At 59.5% G+C, this 13,710-nt stretch carries 12 protein-coding genes; 3 read left to right on the top strand and 9 right to left on the bottom strand.

Features of this window, described 5'->3' with window-relative positions; genetic code table 11:
* The first annotated feature begins 111 nt into the window (after nt 1-111).
* Together CPH57_RS03215 and dusC are read left to right on the top strand one after the other, a co-directional pair.
* Nucleotides 112-1,071, top strand: a complete 960-nt coding sequence (locus tag CPH57_RS03215) for a D-2-hydroxyacid dehydrogenase family protein (protein ID WP_047572287.1) — start codon at nt 112-114, stop codon at nt 1,069-1,071.
* A gap of 84 nt (nt 1,072-1,155) precedes the next feature.
* On the top strand, nt 1,156-2,088 hold the full coding sequence (dusC, locus tag CPH57_RS03220) for a tRNA dihydrouridine(16) synthase DusC (protein ID WP_033652368.1): 933 nt from the start codon (nt 1,156-1,158) through the stop codon (nt 2,086-2,088).
* Nucleotides 2,089-2,129: 41 nt separating this feature from the next.
* On the opposite strand, the gene CPH57_RS03225 is transcribed toward dusC, so the two are convergent.
* The 9 genes from CPH57_RS03225 to CPH57_RS03265 form a co-directional block, all read right to left on the bottom strand.
* On the bottom strand, nt 2,130-2,396 hold the full coding sequence (locus tag CPH57_RS03225) for a hypothetical protein (RefSeq protein WP_033642249.1): 267 nt from the start codon (nt 2,394-2,396) through the stop codon (nt 2,130-2,132).
* Nucleotides 2,397-2,642: 246 nt separating this feature from the next.
* Entirely contained in the window at nt 2,643-3,689 is a 1,047-nt protein-coding gene (gene fbpC, locus CPH57_RS03230; protein WP_033642250.1) for a ferric ABC transporter ATP-binding protein, read from the bottom strand.
* 11 nt (nt 3,690-3,700) lie between these two features.
* Nucleotides 3,701-5,779 carry an iron ABC transporter permease gene (locus CPH57_RS03235; RefSeq protein WP_033642251.1) on the bottom strand — a complete coding sequence of 693 codons (2,079 nt, stop codon included), beginning with the start codon at nt 5,777-5,779 and terminating at the stop codon, nt 3,701-3,703.
* 67 nt (nt 5,780-5,846) lie between these two features.
* On the bottom strand, nt 5,847-6,878 hold the full coding sequence (locus CPH57_RS03240) for an ABC transporter substrate-binding protein (protein WP_096242024.1): 1,032 nt from the start codon (nt 6,876-6,878) through the stop codon (nt 5,847-5,849).
* Nucleotides 6,875-8,179 carry an MFS transporter family glucose-6-phosphate receptor UhpC gene (uhpC, locus tag CPH57_RS03245; RefSeq protein ID WP_096242025.1) on the bottom strand — a complete coding sequence of 435 codons (1,305 nt, stop codon included), beginning with the start codon at nt 8,177-8,179 and terminating at the stop codon, nt 6,875-6,877. The genes CPH57_RS03240 and uhpC overlap by 4 nt, the downstream gene beginning before the upstream one ends.
* A gap of 84 nt (nt 8,180-8,263) precedes the next feature.
* On the bottom strand, nt 8,264-9,805 hold the full coding sequence (locus tag CPH57_RS03250) for an MASE1 domain-containing protein (RefSeq protein ID WP_033642254.1): 1,542 nt from the start codon (nt 9,803-9,805) through the stop codon (nt 8,264-8,266).
* A complete protein-coding gene (locus tag CPH57_RS03255; protein WP_033642255.1) occupies nt 9,805-10,434 on the bottom strand; it encodes a response regulator transcription factor in 630 nt (209 codons plus the stop codon). Before CPH57_RS03255 ends, CPH57_RS03250 begins: the two co-directional genes overlap by 1 nt.
* A gap of 123 nt (nt 10,435-10,557) precedes the next feature.
* Nucleotides 10,558-11,322 carry an arylamine N-acetyltransferase gene (locus CPH57_RS03260; RefSeq protein WP_096242026.1) on the bottom strand — a complete coding sequence of 255 codons (765 nt, stop codon included), beginning with the start codon at nt 11,320-11,322 and terminating at the stop codon, nt 10,558-10,560.
* An 89-nt stretch (nt 11,323-11,411) separates the two neighbouring features.
* Nucleotides 11,412-12,701 carry an oligosaccharide flippase family protein gene (locus CPH57_RS03265; protein WP_096242027.1) on the bottom strand — a complete coding sequence of 430 codons (1,290 nt, stop codon included), beginning with the start codon at nt 12,699-12,701 and terminating at the stop codon, nt 11,412-11,414.
* A gap of 154 nt (nt 12,702-12,855) precedes the next feature.
* On the opposite strand from CPH57_RS03265, the gene CPH57_RS03270 reads away from it, so the two are divergent.
* The gene (locus CPH57_RS03270) at nt 12,856-13,707 is read left to right on the top strand and encodes an ATP-grasp fold amidoligase family protein (protein WP_046686608.1); all 852 of its coding nucleotides are present in this window, start codon (nt 12,856-12,858) and stop codon (nt 13,705-13,707) included.
* Nucleotides 13,708-13,710: the final 3 nt, after the last annotated feature.

Genomic DNA, 13,710 nt, shown 5'->3' on the forward strand with positions numbered 1-13,710 from the left:
CCGATTGCGCAAAAGCAAGCCGCCTGTATGGGCGGCTTTTTTTTTGCCTGGCGGAACGGCATTTTCGTACTAGGCTGGACGGTGGCTATCCCTACATTCCAGGAGACGGAGATGAAATTGAAGTGCGCAATTCTTGATGATTACCAGCAGGTGGCGCTCAACATGGCGGATTGGTCAGCGCTGGCCGATCGGGTGGAGGTGTCCGCCATCAGCGCGCACTTTGCCGATGAGGCGGAGCTGGCGGTGCATCTGCAGGAATGCGACATTCTGGTCATCATGCGCGAGCGCACGCCGATAACCGCCTCGCTGCTGGCGAGGCTGCCGCAGCTGAAGCTGCTGATCACCTCCGGCATGCGCAATGCCGCTATCGATTTGGCCGCCGCCGCTGAGCGCGGCGTAGTGGTGTGCGGCACCCGCAGCGGGTCGGCGGCGCCGATGGAGTTGACCTGGGCGCTGCTGCTCGGGCTGGCCAAGCATATCGTGCCGGAAAGCGCCGGGCTGCGGAACAACGGCCCGTGGCAGCTGGGCTTGGGCGTCACGCTGCAGGGGAAGACGCTGGGGCTGCTGGGGCTGGGCAAGATCGGCGGCCAAATGGCCAAGGTGGCACAGGCGTTCGGCATGCGGGTGCTGGCCTGGAGCCAGAACCTGACGGCGGAACGGGCAGCGCAGGAGGGCGCCCTGCTGGCACCGTCCAAACGGGCGCTGTTCGAGCAGAGCGATTTTGTCTCCATTCACCTGGTGCTGAGCGATCGCAGCCGCGGGCTGGTAGGGCGGGACGAATTGACGGCGATGAAACCCACCGCTTACCTGATCAACACCTCGCGCGCGGGGATCGTCGATCGGGCGGCGCTGGTGGACGTGCTGCAACAGCGGAAGATTGCCGGCGCCGGGCTGGACGTGTTCGAGACGGAGCCGCTGCCGGCCGACGATGTGTTTCGTCAACTGCCCAACGTGCTGGCGACGCCGCATGTGGGTTACGTGGCGGACGATAACTACCGCGCCTACTTCACCGAGGCGGTCGAGGACATTGCGGCGTTTCTCGCCGGTCAACCGATCCGTCGGCTGGGCTGATGGCGTTTTTAATGCCCGCAGAGGCTTGTCTGGCGCGGGCATTCACCCGTATTATTGCGGGTCTTTTTTTAGCTGGGATTGGTCATGCGCGTATTATTGGCTCCGATGGAGGGCGTTCTCGACTCTTTGGTGCGTGAGTTACTCACCGAAGTGAACGACTACGATCTGTGCATCACCGAATTTTTGCGCGTGGTCGATCAGCTGCTGCCGGCCAAGTCGTTCTATCGGCTGTGCCCGGAGCTGCGTCACGCCAGCCGCACGCCGTCGGGCACGCTGGTGCGGGTACAGCTGCTGGGGCAGTACCCGCAGTGGCTGGCGGAGAACGCCGCGCGCGCGGTGGAATTGGGCTCTTACGGCGTCGATCTCAACTGCGGCTGCCCGTCCAAGCTGGTTAACGGCAGCGGCGGCGGGGCGACGCTGCTCAAAGATCCGGAATTGATCTACCAGGGCGCCAAAGCGATGCGCGCGGCGGTGCCGGCCCATCTGCCGGTCACGGTGAAGGTGCGCTTGGGCTGGGACTCTTCCAATCGCAGCTTTGAAATCGCCGATGCGGTGCAGCAGGCGGGCGCCAGCGAACTGACGGTGCACGGCCGCACCAAAGAGGACGGCTACAAGGCGGATCGCATCAACTGGGCGGCGATCGGCGAGATCCGTCAGCGGCTGAGCATCCCGGTTGTCGCCAACGGCGAGATCTGGGATTACCAGAGCGCGCAGGATTGCCTGCAGACGACCGGCTGCGACGCCATCATGCTGGGGCGCGGCGCGCTCAACGTGCCGAACCTGAGCCGGGTGGTGAAATATAACGAACCGCGCATGCCCTGGCCGCAGGTGGTTGAGCTGCTGCAAAAATACGTCCATCTGGAAAAGCAGGGCGACACCGGCCTGTATCACGTGGCGCGCATTAAACAGTGGCTGGGTTATTTGCGTAAAGAATATGATGAAGCAACTGAACTGTTCAGCGAAATACGCGCGCTGACGACGTCCGGGGATATTGCGCGCGTCATCTGCCGCAGCTGAAAATAAACCCGCGCGTGGCGGGTTTATTTAAATCGGCATTATCAGGCGGCTTTATCAAGACGGTTTAATTCTATCTCGATATCCTGAATGGTTTTTTCCAGTCCTTCCAGACAGGCGCCCTGTTTATTCAATAGGTCGTTAATGGCTTCGGCGAATGCCTTATTTTTGCATTCCCCCTGATCGAAGGCCAGCCAGTGTGCGGAGAGCGTCTCGATATTCGACTGCGCGTAGTGGCGCATTTCCTTCAGCTGGGAAGCGACATTGCGTAAATTATCCAGCTGCGCCTGTGCATTTGCATTGTTGCTCATGAATTTCTCCTTGAGTTGGCCGTTAAATAATTTCGACTGCGGGATCAAGCTTACCCTATTTAAATAAAAATATCACCCTGAGTGGTCTGGGTGGTTATTTTTGAGTGGGTGTGGCTATATTTATTTTTCGGCTGAACAAGGACTTGGGTGGAATTGTAAAAATAGATAAATACGGTGTTTTTGGCGATTATTTTCGGCCATCCCGTATGGGATGGCCGTTATTCTACCCCTTAAGCGTGAGGCCGACTATGCCGCGTCCGCCAGCATAAACATGCCGTAGGGGTGAATTTCCAGATAATACTGCTCGCCGACGTTCGGTTGCAGGCGGGTGGCGTTAACCTGCAGCAAAATCTGTTGCCCGTGCCACGCCACCGTCACCTCATACTGCGGCCCCATGTAGGCGACATGCTGGATCTCGCAGCGCTGGCTTTCATCGCCATGCTCGCTCAGCGTGATCGCTTCCGGCCGCACGCCCACCGTGCCGGCGCCCTGGGCGGCAAAATGCGCCGGGCGCGGCAGGCGATAGCCGCTGATATCGACATGATCGGCGCTGAAGCTGGCCGGGAACAGGTTGGCGTCCCCCATAAAGCTCGCCATAAAGCGCGAGGCGGGCTGCCGATAGAGATCCTGCGGCGAGCCCATCTGCATGATATGCCCCTTGTTCATCACCAGTACGGTGTCGGAGACTGCAAAAGCCTCGCTCTGATCGTGGGTGACGTACAGCGACGTGATATCAAACTGCTTTTGCAGCTCGCGGATCTTTTCGCGCATGCTGCGGCGCAGGTTGGCGTCGAGGTTGCTCAACGGCTCGTCGAACAGCAGCACTTTCGGCTTGAGGATCAGCGCGCGCGCCAGCGCCACGCGCTGCTGTTGGCCGCCGGAGATCTGATCGACATAGCGATCGTCGAACCCCGCCAAGTCCACCATCGCCAGCGCTTCCTGCACGCGCGCTTTCACTTCGGCGCGCGGAATGCCGAGCATCTTCAGGCCATAGCCGACGTTCTCCCCCAGCGACATGTGCGGGAACAGGGCATAAGACTGGAATACCATGCAGATGTCACGCTGCTGGATGGAACGATGGGTGACGTCTTCACCATCAATGAATATCTGCCCGTCGCTCGGTTTTTCCAGCCCGGCGACCAGGCGCAAAATGGTGGTCTTGCCGCAGCCGGAAGGGCCGAGCAGCGTCACCATTTGCCCCCGTGGGATGGTGAGCGTGATGTTATCGATTACCGTGTTGCTGCCGAACCGTTTGGAGACGTTACGCAGTTCAACGAAATTTTTCTGGCTCATCATGGGCTCCATTACGCCTGGTTTTTGGCTTTTGAACGGGAGATGCGTGCCTCGCCGATCAGCCAGTCAAAGAGGAAAATAATCGCCAGCATCACCACGATCAGAATTGAACCGTAGGCGATCGCCACGCCGTATTCGCCGTCTTCCACGCGGTTGAGGATGTAGGCGGTGGCCACGCGGGTATCGGGGGTGACCAGGAAGACGATGGCGCTGACGGTGGTGATGGCGCGCACGAAGCTGTAGATCAGCGCCGACAGGATCGCCGGGCGCAGCAGCGGCAGCAGGATGTGCGTGATGGTGCGCAGCGAGCCGGCGCGCAGGCTGAGCGAGGCTTCGTCCAGCGATTTGTCTATCTGGCCCAGCCCGGCGATCCCGGCGCGAATGCCCACCGGCACGTTGCGCATCACCATCGAAATAATCACGATGGCGGCCGTCCCGGTGAGGTACACCGGCGCGCCGTTAAAGGCGAGAATGTAAGAGACGCCGGCCACGGTACCCGGCACCGCAAAGCACAGCATGGTGGTGAACTCGATGGTCTTTTTGCCCTTGAACTGTTGGCGCACCACGATCCAGGCGATCAGCAGGCCGAACGCGGCGGTGATCGGCGCGGCGATCCCGGCGTACAGCAGCGTGTCGAGCAGCGAAGGCCACGCGCCGTCGCTCATGCCCTGGCCGAACAGTTTGATGAAGTTATCCAGCGTCAGCGTGTAATCCACTCCCCAGTTGACGGTGAAGCTGCCGTAGAAAATGCTGCCGTAAAGCAGGGCGTTAAAGGCTACCCACACCGCCAGCAGCGCGATCACGCCCCACACCAGCGTGACCGGCAGCGGCTGCACGTCGCCGCGATACGATTTGCCGGACACGGTGACGTAGGAACGTTTGCCGATCCACATATACTGGATGCAGAACACCAGCAGTGAGAACAGCAGCAGGAAGGCGCCGAGGGTGCTGGCGGCCTGATAATCGAGCTGCGAACCGGTGATGTAAAAATAGATTTGCGTCGCCAGCACGTCGAAGTTGCCGCCGAGCACCAGCGGGTTGCTGAAATCAGCCAGCGATTGCACCACCACGATCAAAAACGCGTTGGCCAGCGCCGGTTTCAGCAGCGGCACGAACACGCCGTTAAAGGTTTGCCAGCGGCTGGCGCGCAGGGTGTAGGAGGCCTCTTCCAGCGAAGGATGAATGGTCTTGATCGCGCCGTCGAGGATCATGAACGCCATCGGGGTGAACGCCAGCACCTGCGCCAGCCAGATGCCGGTAAAGCCGTACAGCCAGTTGGTGTTGGTCAAACCGAACCAGGCCACCATCCACTCGGTGACATAGCCGGAGCGCCCCATCATCAGCGTGACCCCCAGGCCGACGACGAACGGCGGCGTGACGATGGGCAAGATGGAGAAGATGCGGCCGATAATGGCGCTGCGCTTGGCGATGCGGGTAGTGTAAATTGCCAGCACCAGGCCGAAAAAGGTGCAGCCGGCGCCCACCGCGATCGACAGGGCGATGGAGTTGAGGATCACCTGAATGATATGCGCCTGCGACAGCACGTTCATAAAGGCCAGCGGCGCGAAAGCGCCCGTCTGGTCGGTGAACATCGGAATGAAAATCGCGATGCTCGGCCAGACGATGAAGACGCCGATCAGCGCCACGATGGTGACCAGCGCGCCGATAACGAAACGGTCGCCGCCCAGCCAGTCGAGGCGGGTCAGCGCCAGCGTCATGATGGCGCCCAGCGCGGTCAACTGCACCAGGGTGGCGTAGCCTAAACCGCGTCCCGCCACCGTGGCGCTGACAACGATAAAGGCCATGCACAGCAGCGCCCAGCCGGCATCGAACGCGTGGCGGCGCCGCTGCTCACGGCCTGCCGCAGCGTAAGGGCGCAACAGCAGCAGGCTTGGCAGCAGGCACCAAAGCCAGCTGATATTGCGGTGTGACCAGCCGTAGGCCGCGAGGATCTCTTCGCCGGTGGACTCCAGCAGGCCGTAATCCAGGCTCCAGCTCGGCAGCAGGGCGAACGCCAGCCAGCCAAGCAAAACCCAAAGGGATATCGCATCTCGTTTTTTCACGAGATGGAGTGCATGTGTATGTGACATAAGTTTCCCGGATGTTCAGGCCGGGCAAGCCGTGAGGCTTACCCGGCAACAGGCGCAGAATGTGGGCTTATTTACCCATCTTGACTTCGCTGACCCATTTATTGATCAGCGCCTTGCGGACGTCGGTCGAACCGTACTTGTCCATGTCGTAGTTGATCAGCTTCAGGTCGTCGAGCTTCAGCGAGTTCGGCGAGGTATCGGCGGTGGTGTTGGTCAGGATCTGATAGGACTTGCCTTGCTTCCACGCCAGCTCCTGCGCCTCTTTCGACAACACCCAATCCACGAACAGCTTGGCGTTGTCGAGGTTGCGCGCGCCTTTGAGGATGCTGACGCCGCCGATTTCGTAGCCGGTGCCTTCACACGGCGAGATAAGCTCAAGCGGCGCGCCCTGTTCCTTTTCGAGCGAGTAATCATGCAGGAAACCGATGCCGATCGCCGTTTCGCCGCGGGCGGCGTTGCGCGCCGGGGCAATGCCGGACTTGGTGTACTGCGAGACGTTGGCGTTCAGCTGTTTGAGGTAAGCGAACGCCTGATCGTCTCCCCACAGCTGGGCAAAGGTCGCCAGCGCGGTGTAGGCGGTGCCGGAGCTTTGCGGATCGGCGATTTGAATCTCGCCTTTGTATTCCGGCTTGGTCAGGTCTTTCCAGCACTTGGGCACCGGCAGATTTTTCTCTTTCAGGCGCTGGGTATTGACGCCAAAGCCGAGAATGCCGACGTAGACCGCCGAGGAGTAGTTGCCTTTCAGCTTGGCCGGATCGCGGAATTGCGTCATCACCTGGTCGAGATTCGGCGATTTGTACGGCTGCAGCAGCCCCATTTCACCGGCCTGGGATTGCGGATCGAGCGTACCGCCGTACCAGACGTCCGCCTGCGGGTTCTTCTTCTCGGCGTCCACTTTTGCCAGCGTGCTGCCGGATCCGTTGCGGATGAACGCGGTTTTCACGTCATATTTCTCGCCGAAAGCTTTGGTTTCCGCTTCGCACATTTCATTGGTGGCGCTGCAGTAGACCACCAGGCGGCCCTTGGCGTACGCGGCGCCGCTCAGGGTCGCCAGCGCGATGCCGGACGCTATCAGGGTAGTGACCCACGTTTTTTTCATTGTTTTATCCTTTTCTCGGTATAGGTGGTAACGCTCGCCATCAGCAGCGGCATCAGCAATAAACCCATAAGAACGGCGGCGATCGACAGCAAACTGAACATGCCTGACCAGCCGTAGCCTTCGATGACCCGCGACAGCGGCCAGCCCGCCAGCGCCGCCCCCAGATAGGCGAACAGGCCGAGAAAGCCGGTGATGGAGCCCGCGGCGCCTTTGTGCCCGCATTCCACGGCGGCGAGGCCAATCAGCATCTGTGGGCCGAAGACAAAAAAGCCCACCGCAAAGAAACAGCCCGCCAGCAGCGCGTAGTGGTGCACCGGCGCCAGCCACAGCGCGGCGACGGAAACCATCAGTCCGAGCGTGAACAGCAAAATCATCGGCGCGCGCTGCCCGCCGAACAGCACATCCGAGCCCCAGCCGGCAAACAGCGCGCCGAGCAGGCTGCCTATCTCGAACAGCATCACCGTCGCATTGGCGCTGAGCAGGTTGACGCCGTGGCTTTCCGTCAGCCACAGGTTGCCCCAGTCGTTCAACGCAATGCGGATCAGGTAGACCAGCACGTAAGAGACGCCGAGCAACCAGATCATCGGGTTCTTCAGCATCGTGGTGCGCAGCATCCGCCACAGCCCCATCGGCGGGCTTTGCTGTTCCTGGCGCAGCTCCAGCGGATCGTGGCGCCACTGGCCGACCGACGGCAGGCCTTCTTCCTGCGGCGTGCCTGTCAGCTGCCGCGTGAGCCAGATGCCCAGCACCATGCTGACGGCACCCGGGATCAACATCGCCGCCTGCCAGCCCCAGCGCTGGGCGGCGAAGGCGCTGATCAGCGGCACAATTGCGCCACCGAGGTTGATCGACATATTCCAGCAGCCCCACCAGAAGCCGCGCTCGTTGCGCGAATACCAGTGGGTCAGCAGCCGCGCGCAGGGCGGCCAGCCCCAGCCCTGAAAGAAGCCGTTCAGCGCCCAGACCGCCAGCAGCAGCGTCAGCGATTCACCGAAGGCGAACGCCACGTTCAGCAAACCGGTGGCGAACAGGCCGATCCCCATAAACCCGCGCTGCCCATGGCCGTCGTGCCACAACCCGGCGACGAATTTCGACAGGCCGTAGCTCAGATAAAACAGCGAGCCGAGCAGGCCGATGTCTCCTTTATCCAGCCCCAAATCCGTTTGCAGCGCCGGCAGCACGTAATTCACGCTTTTGCGCGTCAGGTAGAAGGCGGCGTACCCGATGACCATGTACAGCAGCAGCCGCGGGCGCAGCGCGCGGTAACGATGATCGATTTCAGATGCTGAGCGTGCTTGCATAGCCGCCTCCCTGGTGCTGACTATAAGAAGGTGAAAAGGAAAGGGGATGAGATAAAGTCCGGAGTGGCTAAGACTTTTTCCTAGTTAGTCGGCGGTTTGTTGCAAATTTGTGGGCAGGTTAACAATTACCCGGGTGCCGCGCTGCGTTTCCAGCGTCAGTTCGCCGCCGAGCGCGCTGACCCGTTCGCGCATTCCCTGAATGCCGAAGCCCGGCGCGTTGCCCGCATGGATGCCGACGCCGTTGTCCCGTACCTCGAGGTGCAACATGGCGCCTTGCTGATACAAAACGATGGCGACTTCGCTGGCCTCGGCGTGTTTGCACACGTTGTTGAGCAGCTCTTGCAGCAGCCGGTAGAGGGTGAAGCGCACCGTCTCGCCGGCGGGCGTGTCGGTCAGGCGGTAGTCGAAACGGCAACGGATGCCCCGCTCGCTAAAGGCGAATTCGCTCAGCAGGTGGTGAAGCGCGTCTTTGAACGCCAGCTCGTCCAGCGCGGGCGGGCGAAGTTGGCGCAGTAGCTGGCGCGTGGAGTGATGAATGCGCCGGGCGAGATCGCCTATCTGGTTCGCGGCGGCCTGGGTTTGCGCCGGATCGCGCGCCCGCTTGACCAGCTGCGACTGAATTTGAATGGCGGTGATGTTCTGGCCGATTTCATCGTGCAGCTCGCGCGCCAGGTTCTTTCGCGTGTCTTCTTCGGTGTGGATCAGTTTTTCGGTCAACGCCCGCCGCGCCGCCAACTCTTCTTCCAGGCGTCGGCGATAGTGGTGCAGGTTTTGCGCCAGGTGCTGCTGACGGCTGATGGCGATGCCCAGACCGATGCCGAGCAGCGCCTGGGTCGCCAGAAAGATTTCCAGCTCGACCAGATTGCCGAACCCCACGCCGACCTGCCGCGCGAGGGTGATCATCATGCTGCCGAGCAGGCCGGACAGCACGCCGCCCTGCCAACCGAACTTCCACGCCATCACCACGTTCGGCAAAAACACCACGATCAGCAGCAGGCGCTCGATTTCCGGCGACAGCACCATCTGCGTACCGATGCCGATAACGAAAAACAGGCTGCACCAGATGATTAAGGACGCGCGCAGCGGCGGGTTGGCGGTGTCCAGCCCCAGCAGATGGTAGCGGTGCTGCTGGCGCAGAAATTCAAAGATCAGGTAGACGAACGGGGTCAACAAAACACCGCCGGTAAACGACGCCAGGCCGAGCAGCATCGCCGGGCTCTGCGCGAAAGGCGACAGCAGGGCGGTATTGAGCAGCGAGGCGGCGGTCACTGCGGCCAGCAGCAGCGTCAGCCGTTGCCAGTAGAGCGGAAAACGGCGCCAGAATCGCTGCGCGAGCGCGGCCGGGAGCAGGGTGATGAACGGCGCGGCCAGCAGGCCATAGCCGCTCAGCAGGCGTTCGCCGTGCAGCCAGAACAGCAGCAGCACCGGCGGTATTATCAGGGCGAGCCAATAGCGGCGCGCCAGCAAGATCAGCAGCGCGAGATAGACACCGTGGGGCAGAAACAGCGCCGCCTGATTGCCGTTGTGGGTCAGATAGAAGCCGAGCGTCCACAGCATCAGCCAGCCGCTGCCCCAGGCCAACAGGATAAACAGCGAGATAACCCAGCGCCGTGAGCGGAGTGACATCAATGCCCCGCCAGCAGTTGATGATCGAGGGCGAAATGCACCAGCTCAATGGTGCTGTTGCACTGCAGCTTGCCCAGGACGTTGGCGCGATGTACGTGTACCGTTTTATGGCTGAGATCGAGCTTGAAAGCGATCTCCTTTACGCTGTCGCCTTTGACCAGCAGCTCGAAGATTTCACGCTCGCGCGGGGTCAGCACTTCCAGCGCCGTGGCCGGCTGCTCGCCGCCGCGCAGCGCCCGCAGCGCGTCGGCGCACAGGTAATGGCCGCCCATATCGACGGAGCGCACCGCCTGCACCAGCTCTTCCGGCCCGCAGCGTTTAGTCAGATAACCGCTGGCGCCGGCATCCAGCGCGCTCTGCACGAAGGTGGGGGAGTCATAAATGCTGAGTATGATCGCGCGAAACTGCGGCTTCTGCGCCCGCAGGCGTTTCAACAGGCTCAGGCCGTTTTCATCCGGCATGGCGATGTCCATCACCGCGACGCTGACGTCGTCGCGCAGCAGCGCCGGCCAGGCCGCCGCCGCGCTGCTGTATTGCCCCGCCACGTCGATGTCTGCTTCGAGGCTGAGCAATTGCGCAAAGCCGGAGCGCACCACCACATGGTCATCGACCAGTATCACACGGATCATTTTTCGCACTCTGTTGCCGAATCATGATCCTATGATGCCTGCCGCCGCGATGCTGGCAATCAGCCAAGCGCGGTTATGCAATCGATGTAACAGAATCGTAATAAAAGGGCGTCGCCCGCGCCGTCAACGATCCACATCGATGGCGAAATGCTGCCACAGCGCGGCGCGGCGTTCCTCTTCCGAATGCAGCGTCGTTTCGTGGCGCTGGTGATCTTCAGTCACGATCAGCTTCATGTCGCTGAGGGTCACCCGGCCGTGTTCCGTCGGCCGTGAGCACACCAGGCGTTGGGTGAAATGCGACTGCGGCGAAGTGCTGTGGAAGTGGCACATCTCGTCGAACTCATGCAATTCGCGCGGCTGAACGGTAAAGCGATACAGGGTTTTGGCATGCGAGCGTTGGTCGCCGTTGCGGCGCTCCAGCAGGTAATACTCGCCTTCCTGCTCCAGGTGGAAGGTGCCGCTGGCCTGCGGTTGCGGCTCGGCAACGACGATTTTGAGCGGCGTCAGGAAGGAATCGCCGAAACCGACGTCTACCAGCCATGCTTGATCTTCCAGATCCACCCGCAGCGCCAGGTGGTCGTAGGGCGGGCCGAAATGGCCGTCGCGCGCGCGGATCTCGCCGGAGATGAAGCTCACCTTGAAGCCGAGCTCTCGCAGCAGCAGGGCGAACAGCGTGTTCAGCTCATAACAGAAACCGCCGCTGTTACGCTCGACCACCTTGCTGAACAGCGCCTCCGGCGCCAGTTGAATGCCCTGATGATAAATAATGCTCAGGTTCTCGAACGGGACGCTCAGCATGTGGCGATGGTGCAGCTGTTGCAACGTGGGGAGGTCTGGGCGGGCGGCACCGGTAAAGCCGATATGCTGCAGGTAGCGTTGGGTATCCACAGGGAGTCTCGCATGAGAAAAAGTAGGCATAAAATAGCGGGCTTTGCGGCGTTTGTGAGCGCATTACGTGCTGCGCCACGGCAGCCGGATTACTTTCCCGACGGGCGTCTTAGGTAAAGCGCCGGGTTCAGTGAGCGCAGATGCATTTTCAGTACGGCACCCCGCTGAAAGAGATAGTTGAGTACGGTCAATGACAGCAGTTCGGTCAGCAAGGTGCTGTAAGCGGCGCCCATCATGCCGTATTGCCGAATCAGGCCGTATGACAGAGGAATGTTAATGATAAACACCAACAACATTTTGCGGGAAAGGAAGCCATAACCGGAAAACAGCACGATGTATTTATAGGCCACGGTCCCCAGGGCGGAGAGCAGGGTGGCGACGGCCAACACCCCCATGGCGGCATAGGCCGCCAGGTATTGCTCGCCGTACAACAGTGCGATGACCGGTTTGCCCAGCCAAACGATCCCGGCGACGATGGCTAAGGCGATGGCCAGCACCAACCCATTCAGTTTGGCCGCGGCGCGCATCGCGTCTTCGCGCCGATAGGCGAATATTTTCGCGAAGAACGAGGTGATGACGGCATCGGTAACGAACATCCAGGCGGTCGCCAGGGTAATGGCGACCGAGTAAATGCCCAGCACCGCGGCGGAAACGAACCACATCAAAAACAGCTGCGCCAGCCGGGTATAGATGGCGATGGAAACATTGGATACCGCCAACGGCAGGCCGCTGGCGAGTAGATAGCGCACATATTTGCGCCGAATACGGCCGGGGGCCGAAAAGCCCGGATGGCGGCGATGATAAAGGTGATGACGGATCAGATAGGGGATGAGGTACACCATCACGATAGGGATGGCCAGAAAGTACAGGTGCAGATCAAAAAACACGATCAGCCAGCGAGCCAACAAAGCGCTGGCTAAGCCGGCCACGTTGGCCAGGGTATTGAAACGCGATTCCAGCCGGGCGTCATGGTAAATGGCGAAGACGTCTTTGAGTGAAAAAAACGAGGCCAGGAATGTGGCGGCGCAAAAGTAAAAGGTCGTGAAGTCTTCCCGCAGCCCGGTATAAAGCAAGATGATCGCAGAAAAGGCCAGGAAACAGGCTTGCCTCAGCTGGTTGGTGGAGAACATCAGCGCTGCGCCGGAGCGCGGATTACGGCTAATGCGTTTGAAGAGGATGGTGTCCGACCCCAGCAGCGCCAACGTTTGGGTAATGGCGAAAATCGCCGTGGCAAAGGTAATCTTTCCGAAGCTTTCCGGCCCAATATATTTGGCCATGTAGGCGGTGATGAATATAACGCCGAGGATTGATACCGTCTTTTCCGCTATCATCCAGGAAGCGTTTCTTATTATGCTGAAGTCTATGATCTTTAGTTTCACTGACGCTTCCCTGAATACCTTATGATATAGGATTATTCCGTTTTTTATCCTTTAATAATCACCAAGGCTTTTTTATATTTTACAATTGAAGTCAATTGCATTTAAACTTTAGCTGGGTCTTTTGTTATGTTGGATTAATGGATGAATCAACGGAATGAGAAAATTCGTAAAATACCTCTATAAGGTTTCGCCTGACTTTATTTATTATCAGCTGTCGCATTATTTTGCTCACGGAAGCTTCGTCAACTTTTTGAATCCTAAAAGTTTTTCTGAAAGGATTTACCACAGAATGCGCTACCCGCGCGAAGAGTTCAGCCTGTTGGCGGACAAGGTGGCGGTGAGGGATTATATATCCAGTCGCGTTTCGGAAAAATACCTAACGCCGGTCATCATGATAACGGAGAACTTCACTGAGCAAGACTATTTGTCGTTGCCTCAATCTTTTGTTATCAAAACAAATAATGCCTCGCAGCAAGTTAAGATTGTCAGAGATAAAGCGCGAGTGAGTTATGATGAGATTGCAAGCACTCTCAAGAAATGGTCAAAAATAACGTATTGGAAGCGCTTTCGTGAGAAGCACTATGCGAAGATCCCACTGCAAATTGTGGTTGAAAACCTGTTGGACATCGAACGCGACGGTGAATTGATCGACTATAAAGTGCATGTTTTTAACGGCAGCCAGCCTTATCTGTTCGTGGAGTTGCTGCGGGGCGGCCCGGAGCCGACGTCGCTGGAGTTTTTGGACCGCCATGCGCATCACTGCTTTTTTACCCAGAAAGATATTCCCCAGATCAACACGTTGCACGCGAAGCCTGACTTTTGGGATGAGATGATTGAGGTCGCCCAAGCCGTTGCCGCCGATCTGGACTACTGCCGGGTCGATTTCTACCTGACGCAAGACAGGCTCTATATCGGCGAGCTGACGCTCACCCCCGGTGCAGGCAATGAAGTGTACCAACCGCGCGCCACGAACCTGCTGCTGGGCGAGCTGATGGCCAAAACCTGAACG

The organism is Serratia sp. JKS000199 (genome assembly GCF_900215455.1).
Taxonomy (GTDB): Bacteria; Pseudomonadota; Gammaproteobacteria; order Enterobacterales; family Enterobacteriaceae; genus Serratia; species Serratia ureilytica.

What these genes read in the sequence shown, in the direction of transcription:
- fbpC (WP_033642250.1), bottom strand. Translation starts at nt 3,689, where the DNA reads ATGAGCCAGAAAAATTTCGTTGAACTGCGTAACGTCTCCAAACGGTTC.
- uhpC (WP_096242025.1), bottom strand. Translation starts at nt 8,179, where the DNA reads ATGCAAGCACGCTCAGCATCTGAAATCGATCATCGTTACCGCGCGCTG.
- CPH57_RS03270 (WP_046686608.1), top strand. Translation starts at nt 12,856, where the DNA reads ATGAGAAAATTCGTAAAATACCTCTATAAGGTTTCGCCTGACTTTATT.
- CPH57_RS03225 (WP_033642249.1), bottom strand. Translation starts at nt 2,396, where the DNA reads ATGAGCAACAATGCAAATGCACAGGCGCAGCTGGATAATTTACGCAAT.
- dusC (WP_033652368.1), top strand. Translation starts at nt 1,156, where the DNA reads ATGCGCGTATTATTGGCTCCGATGGAGGGCGTTCTCGACTCTTTGGTG.
- CPH57_RS03215 (WP_047572287.1), top strand. Translation starts at nt 112, where the DNA reads ATGAAATTGAAGTGCGCAATTCTTGATGATTACCAGCAGGTGGCGCTC.
- CPH57_RS03255 (WP_033642255.1), bottom strand. Translation starts at nt 10,434, where the DNA reads ATGATCCGTGTGATACTGGTCGATGACCATGTGGTGGTGCGCTCCGGC.
- CPH57_RS03235 (WP_033642251.1), bottom strand. Translation starts at nt 5,779, where the DNA reads ATGTCACATACACATGCACTCCATCTCGTGAAAAAACGAGATGCGATA.
- CPH57_RS03240 (WP_096242024.1), bottom strand. Translation starts at nt 6,878, where the DNA reads ATGAAAAAAACGTGGGTCACTACCCTGATAGCGTCCGGCATCGCGCTG.
- CPH57_RS03250 (WP_033642254.1), bottom strand. Translation starts at nt 9,805, where the DNA reads ATGTCACTCCGCTCACGGCGCTGGGTTATCTCGCTGTTTATCCTGTTG.